Origin of the sequence: Pseudorhodoplanes sp., assembly GCF_050250235.1 — a bacterium.
Classification (GTDB): Bacteria; Pseudomonadota; Alphaproteobacteria; order Rhizobiales; family Xanthobacteraceae; genus Pseudorhodoplanes.
Genome location: NZ_JBFWPA010000217.1, coordinates 1 through 6803 on the forward strand (window position 1 = coordinate 1; position 6803 = coordinate 6803).

A 6803-nucleotide genomic window follows, 5' to 3' on the forward strand; every position below is an offset into this window, starting at 1 on the left:
AAGCGGAATGTTCCTGCTCCCGTTGACGTATTTTCTCATTGTGACGATTGCCGGCAACGACGAATACCGAACTCTTTCTCCGGCGAACGGTTCCGATGAGCAGTTACAAGCGGTGGGGCTTGATGCATGAAAATGGGCTACGACGAGTGTTCCGCCGTAGCCCTTCGTTTTCGACAGAATCTCACCGGCCGATCACATCCGGTTCAGCCAGTCGTCGACTTGTTTGCGGGCCTGATCCTTCGCGTAGCCATAGTGGGATTGTATCTTGCCCTCGAGCTGATCGCGATTTCCCGCGATCTGGGTCAGCTCGTCGTCGGTAAGCTTTCCCCATTGCTCCTTGACCTTGCCCGAGAACTGCTTCCAATTGCCTTCGATGCGATCCCAGTCCATGGAAGACCTCCATTGTTTACTTGAACAGCCCAAAAACGCGCCGCACGTAATTCGGGTTCCCTGTTCAAAAAAAGATGTGTTTGAAATAAAATTGGAAAAAGGGGCAGGTCGCTCCCGTCCGGCGACGTGCAAGCTGCGGTTACCGCGCGGATTCGGCCGATTTCCACTCTGGCAGAGTCTGCAGTTGTTGTTTTGTCATCGATGTCGTTACTCTGAGATTTTTGCCGTCCTGAGAAACGCTCAACGCGTCAAACCTCAACACGACGTTGCGCTCACCGAGTCCGAGAAAGCCTCCGACGCCGACGACGGCGCCATCGATGGTTCCATCACTTGCGAGCAGAAGGTCGTTGATGTCGCCAATCGACTGGTTCTGCGCGTTCCGGACCGAGGTCCCGATCAGCGCAGATGCACGCAAGTTCCCGACGTTGGCTGTGGAGTGATCCGTAGTCGGAGCTGTGGTGCTCGGTGCTGCGCCTCTATCCATTTTGGCAGGCGGCGCCTTGTTGGTCGCGCCAGGTGATTCTGCGATTGCTGGCGAGAGCGTAATGAGTGTGGCGAATGCAGTGCCAGCCACAAGCTGATTTGGGTTCCTCATCGGGTGCTCCTCAGGACGATTGACAACGGCCGTCCGCATCGCGTGCGGCTCACGTGTCAAACGACCGGAAGCAATGCCAGTTCCATGTTGTTGGCGAAGGTAGCGCTTTACCGCGTCTGTGCGAGCGTGCTGGCGCCGTCCGCGTCGTACAAGGATTTTGCGCCGCGTACATCGCCGGGTTGGAGCGAGCGAAATGTCTCCTGATATTTATAGGACATGACTTCGCCCGAGCTTCCCGGATGATCGAGCCCGATGGCATGGCCTGCTTCGTGCATGGCAACATATCTGATGTCGTACGATGTCATGTTGCCGTCAAAACCGATCTTCCAACGGTGACCGGCGTCAAAACAGATCAATGACCTCTGAATGCCCGCGATCGGTCCACGCGCGTGGCTGGGAAAGACGTCGGCGAAACCGGATCCGCTCGATTTCGGCCGCGCGCCGATGAGGATCTGCGCTTTGGTCCAATCCTTCGCCTGTTCAAAACGGAGGGGCGTCGCCATCTCCCACTGCTTGATGCCCTTTACAATTTCCTGTTCGACGATCGAAAGGGGCTTATTCATTGAAGCTGCGATACCATCGAGCGGATCCATGGCCTTGCAGTTGTGAGCTGAGCCGAACGCCATGCGGCTCTGCACAAATCCGTAGGTTACCACGCCTGGCTTGAGTCCGCCGCGCGCCTCCCAGCGGACGAGCTGGCCACCCAATCGCAGCCACACATACTGCGGCTCGGTCGTAGCCGAAGCCGTCAGCACGCTCGCCGACAATATCCCGACCGCGAGTAGAACCCCCCGCCCAATCCCCATTTTATTCCCCCAGCACGCCGTAAGCGTGAGCCCCCGGCTCGATCGCGCGTCGGCAACACTAGCTCATGGGACGCCGGGCGGCTGCATGCAATTGCCCGACCCACTGAGGCATATCCGCGCGTGAATGGGCGGTATTTCATTATTCTAGCAAATATATCGGTACAAATGCAGCGGTGCCTGTTCCTGCCTGTCAGCTCATGGCCCCTTTGCATGGGGCTTCCGTCCGTATCGTGACGGAAGCAACGGAGCCGGTCGTGGGGCACGAACAGAGCGGCTGCAGAATTGGCCAGCCGTCGATCCCGTCACGTTCTGATCGCTGCTGCGACCGCATACGCGCACACGATAAAAATGTATACGGACAAAAAAGCGCAACCAAGTATCATGGGAACCATCATCCGGGAACGTCATTATGCCTGAGATTTGGCTCTCAATCACAAAGATTGAAGCTTGTCTGAAAACAGCGAAAGGACGGAGGCGTGATGAGGTATATCCTGCATTCTTGTGCGGCGGCCGGCATGCTCGCAATAACCGCCGGTATGGCGGTTCCTGCCGCGAAAGCTGAGAGCGGCGTAAGCGTCCGCGTGGGGCCTGGTGGTGTCGGCGTGCGCGTCGGCGACCACGACCGGCGCCATGGGCGCCGTGGTCGCCACTACGGTTGGGGACCGGGATTCTACTTCTATGACGGCTACTATCACGGCAACTGCAGATGGCTCCGTAACAGGGCGGAAGAAACTGGCAGCCGGACGTGGTGGCGTCGTTATCGCCAATGCCGCGAGGGTTGATCTTTACGCCGGAATACATGGGCTCGAAAAAAGACCCCGCAGCGTTCTGCGGGGTTTTTTGTGCGTCTGACAAGCGATCCGGGATCGGATCAATACTGCCTGCAAACGGGTTGGAAGCCTCTTTCCTAAGATCAGGTGGAAACCGGCAAAACACCCGATTTGCTCCCGCCCGTTTCGACCGATTGTCATGCAGGCAGCGTGTCAGCCGACAACGGCGGCTCTCGTGCATCGGTTCCCATGCGCTGGATCGTCGAGAGAAGCGCTGCTGCGCCCGGTTCGTTGGCGTTGGGGCCGGTCAGCGCTTCTCGAGGCGCATCGAACAGACGTCCGTCAAAGCGCGGCAAAGATCGCTGGCCGCGATCGGCTTGTTCAGAATGGTGGCAGATACGTCTTCGTTCTTGACCAGAACGCGCGGGTAGCCCGTCAATACGACGAACGGTATTTCTCTGGCCTGTAGCTCGGCCTGGAGCGTATTGCTCGGTCCATCGCTCAGAACATGGTCCACAAGAGCTGCACCGATCGGCCGGTGAAGAGCCTCGATTGCCTCTCGCCCGGTTGAGAAGGGACCGACGACGTGAGCGCCGCATTCCTCTATAGCCGCCTGGTAATCCCAGGCGAGCACGGCGTCATCCTCAGCAACCAGAATGGTCGCTCCACGCAGAATATCGTTCGGACCTCTCATACACGAACCTCTGGTTGCGCCGTGAAACGCACAAGCGTCTCGATTGTTCCGGTAACATCATTAAAAAAGCAGGCACCCGTGGTGCGTGCCATTGTACTGCTTTGTGTGGTAACAGTCTGTTAACGACGTGTGCCGCGATCCTGGTCGCCGCCCGGGTGCTTGACGGTTTCCACCCTGACTGCGTCGCGGCCCCATCCAGGTATCCCGGAGCCACAAGAAACAAAACAGGCCATGCGGTGTTAGCCTCAAGCGACCGCGCAATTGTCAATGCGCGGAATAGGAAATTCCATGACGAAAGGGCCTGAGTGCCTGAACAAAGGACGATCAAAATGCCGTCGAAATCCAAGGCGCAGCAGAAAGCGGCTGGCGCAGCGCTATCTGCGAAGCGCGGCGAGACGCCGAAATCGAAACTGAGGGGCGCAGCAAGGGAAATGTATGAGTCGATGAACAAGGAGCAACTGCACGATTTTGCAGAGACAAAGCGCAAGGGCAAGCCTGAGCATGTACCGCGCGGCCGAACTAGGTGAGCGTATACTGATCATGGATATATTATGAGGACGGCAAGGCCGTGTGGTGATCGGTTGAATTCGCGGTCCGCAACAGCGCGCGCCAAAGCGTACACGAAACGCCTGGCTGAACGAATGGTTCCATGCGGAATACACCCAGATTGGGACTCGTTCCGCGAGCCGCGACCGAATGGAAGAACAGCGGTTTCAGACGAACCAATCGGTTGGAATTGCGTTGCCCCTCGACTGAAACCGGGCCGCGCTCTTGCGTGGCCCCTTGCAGAAGGAGGTGGCACCTTGATGAGAAACAACAGGACAAGCCGATTTGTTTGTGCCTTGGCGCTTGGTGGTGCGTTAGCAGGCTTCACCGCTTCGTCGGCTATGAGCGCCGCATCCATTGCTTCATCGACGCCAGGCACGGCGTCGAGCGTTGCAGGCATTGCGCCAAAGCCAATGTCCATCGGCTTTGCATTCGGGACACGGGCTCCGCAGCTCTCCGGTGTACTGTCAGACCGGAGCAGCGATAGCATGGAGCCCGGCGCGACATACCAGCTTGCGCAATGGCGGGGGCCACGCCGCTGGCATGGTCACCGCGGTGGGCGGTACGGGCATCGCGGGCGCGTATGGCGCGATGGCAGGTGGATTGTCCCTGGCATTGCAGGTTTGATCATCGGTGGCGCCATCGCCAGCTCGCAACGGGATTACCGTGACAGGTGGGAGATGTGCGACGCGCGCTACCGGTCGTTCCGCTGGAGTGATGGAACCTTCCAACCCTACGGCGGCGGACCACGTCAGCTCTGCCCCTATCTGCGCTGACGAGCCTGCAGTTGGCATTTGCCAAATTTGACACTGGCCACGCACCAGCCTGGCCAGTGTTTTCGTGTGTGCGTACTACACATCGGATGGCTTTTCGCCCGGTGCCTGGACGTCTTCCTTGAGCTCCGGCTGCAAGTAGAGCTTGACCACCATCACCATCGTCACGACAGCCAAGGGAAACGCCAGGATCAGGCCGAAAGGCCCAAAGGCCAGGCCGAAGGCGACGACGGCGAACAGCCCTACCGCCGGCGGGACGGCCACCATCTGGCGCGCGAGCAGGGGCGATATAACGTATGCTTCGAATTGCTGGATGCCGAGATAGAGCACCGCGGTCCACAGAAGAACGTCAGGTCCTTGCGACCAGGCGACAAGCAACGCAGGCAGAGCACCGAGCCACGGGCCGAGATACGGAATGAATTCGGTGACGCCCGCGATCAGCGCCAATGCGAGCGCAGACGGTACGCCTATCAGATACAATCCGACTGCTGACAGAAAGCCGATGATCAGCATGGCGATGAGCTGTGCGAGCAGCCACTGTCCGAGCGCCGTGCCTGATGCATCCATTGCGTTCTGAATCCGCGGTTGAACGCTGTGGGGAAACAGCATGATGGTTCCTCGGCGATACAATTCTGGATCGATGGCGAGATAGATGCCTGCGACGATGACAAGCGCTGCATCGGCGATGGCGCCGGCCAGCGCCTTGCCGAATGAAGTGACGTTATCGGCGACGGTACCGACGATGGAGGAATCCTTGAGCTGCTCGGGGATGCCCATGCTCTCCAATTGCGTATGGAGCTTATTTATATTGGCGCTGAGCTGACCGCTCAGTTGCCCGAGCTGTGCAGCAATCTGAGTACCGAGCAGCATGATCGTGCCGCCGACCACGGCGGCCAGCAATAATCCGGCCACGGCCAGCGACCAGGACTGCGGCACATGCAGCCATCGCGTCAGCCCGTTGGCCGACCCCCGAAGGATAGTCGCAATCACGACCGATCCGAAAATCAGCAGCAGCAGATGCGCAAGTTGCCATGCCAGTAGCAACAATATAACGAATACGGATATTTGTACGAGGCGGCGCAGGAAATGGTCGGAGGAGAACAGGGACCCGCTGCTATCCTGGCTCATCGTGAATGCTTCATCTTGAAGATCGATCCTGGAGATTGAATTTTTCTTCATCATCTCCGGCTTGCGCCCAAAAGCGATCGCACAAGCGAACCAAACCGGCTCAGTTCTCCAAACCGGTACAACCCTGAAAGCCGAAGTTTGGTTCCCACCGCTCCGCGCAGCGGACCGGCGCGAGAGGTGCAAGACCCAGCCGCACGCCCTTCCGTTTCGCTCATTCAACGCTTCCGCTCGCTACGGCGATGCTGGCTACATCGATTTCAGTGCTGCCAGTCCGGTATCTGTAATCTCGATCGCATCGCCACCGTCGAACGCGACGAATGATTTCTGTCTGAGCCGCCTTAGATCCTGCAGCACGTCGGATGGCGATACGGCCTTTCGCGTCCCGCTAAGCTCGGAACAAAGCTTGTCGATGCTCATGTATGCGCCGCGGTCTGCTTCCGCATTGGCAAGCGTTTGAAGGATATTCAGTTCCGCTGTCGATATCTCCATTGGCTTAGGTCTCCTTGCCATACCATCTCTGAGGATCAATCCTACGGAAGGCATTCGTGCGCGTTGACTGCATGGGGTAAGGACACGCCCAAAATCGATTGGCGCAAGAGTTGCTCGATGGCCGCATCCGTCTTTCGACCCGGCGGACGCGTCGGATCCACAATGGGTGGATTGTGCGGATCGGGAGCCGGCAAGTCCGTGGGATCCGGGCCTGGAGTGCGCTCCGGTTCGCCGTCCGGCGGTGGGCCCGGACTCGGTTCAGGCGGCGTAATGGTGCCTGGCTCACGCGGTCCGGGGCGTGGGCTGCCCGGCTTGCCAGCAGTAATCTCCGGCCGAGTTGGCAGCAGCGTCTCCATCTGAATTGCTCATATCGTGCGTATCGGAATCAACAGTTTGAACGCTTCGGGAATTAACGCGCGACATGCACGGCGGTTCCGGAACCGAAGTTTCACATTGGGCTGCAGAGAACGTCGACGGTTCGATCCGATTGATCATTGCCGGGAGGATTATTCGCAGCCGAATGGTTTGGGGGTGTCGGAACTTGTGCCGCGCATGCACGTTCTCTGACCCGAGCCGTCCCGAAGACGGGACTCAGAAGACGGGACTCAAAAG

Annotated in this window: 8 protein-coding genes; 2 read left to right on the top strand and 6 right to left on the bottom strand. The window is 58.6% G+C overall.

Annotation, left to right across the window (positions count from 1 at the left end; genetic code table 11):
• Positions 1–192: 192 nt before the first annotated feature.
• The 4 genes from AB7F49_RS36795 to AB7F49_RS36810 form a co-directional block, all read right to left on the bottom strand.
• Positions 193–390 carry a CsbD family protein gene (locus tag AB7F49_RS36795; RefSeq protein ID WP_428532114.1) on the bottom strand — a complete coding sequence of 66 codons (198 nt, stop codon included), beginning with the start codon at positions 388–390 and terminating at the stop codon, positions 193–195.
• Positions 391–529: 139 nt separating this feature from the next.
• Positions 530–985 carry a PRC-barrel domain-containing protein gene (locus AB7F49_RS36800; RefSeq protein ID WP_428532117.1) on the bottom strand — a complete coding sequence of 152 codons (456 nt, stop codon included), beginning with the start codon at positions 983–985 and terminating at the stop codon, positions 530–532.
• A gap of 107 nt (positions 986–1092) precedes the next feature.
• Positions 1093–1740, bottom strand: coding sequence for a matrixin family metalloprotease (locus AB7F49_RS36805; RefSeq protein ID WP_428532120.1), 648 nt, complete (start codon positions 1738–1740; stop codon positions 1093–1095).
• 1128 nt (positions 1741–2868) lie between these two features.
• Positions 2869–3255 carry a response regulator gene (locus tag AB7F49_RS36810; RefSeq protein ID WP_428532123.1) on the bottom strand — a complete coding sequence of 129 codons (387 nt, stop codon included), beginning with the start codon at positions 3253–3255 and terminating at the stop codon, positions 2869–2871.
• Between the two features lie 329 nt (positions 3256–3584).
• Here AB7F49_RS36810 and AB7F49_RS36815 point away from each other — a divergent pair, with 329 nt between their 5' ends.
• On the top strand, positions 3585–3782 hold the full coding sequence (locus AB7F49_RS36815) for a DUF3008 family protein (RefSeq protein WP_428532126.1): 198 nt from the start codon (positions 3585–3587) through the stop codon (positions 3780–3782).
• A 699-nt stretch (positions 3783–4481) separates the two neighbouring features.
• Positions 4482–4577, top strand: coding sequence for a BA14K family protein (locus AB7F49_RS36820; RefSeq protein WP_428532135.1), 96 nt, complete (start codon positions 4482–4484; stop codon positions 4575–4577).
• A 75-nt stretch (positions 4578–4652) separates the two neighbouring features.
• On the opposite strand, the gene AB7F49_RS36825 is transcribed toward AB7F49_RS36820, so the two are convergent.
• Positions 4653–5702 carry an AI-2E family transporter gene (locus AB7F49_RS36825; protein WP_428532129.1) on the bottom strand — a complete coding sequence of 350 codons (1050 nt, stop codon included), beginning with the start codon at positions 5700–5702 and terminating at the stop codon, positions 4653–4655.
• A gap of 246 nt (positions 5703–5948) precedes the next feature.
• Complete coding sequence (locus tag AB7F49_RS36830; protein ID WP_428532132.1) at positions 5949–6191, bottom strand: hypothetical protein; 243 nt, start codon at positions 6189–6191, stop codon at positions 5949–5951.
• Positions 6192–6803: the final 612 nt, after the last annotated feature.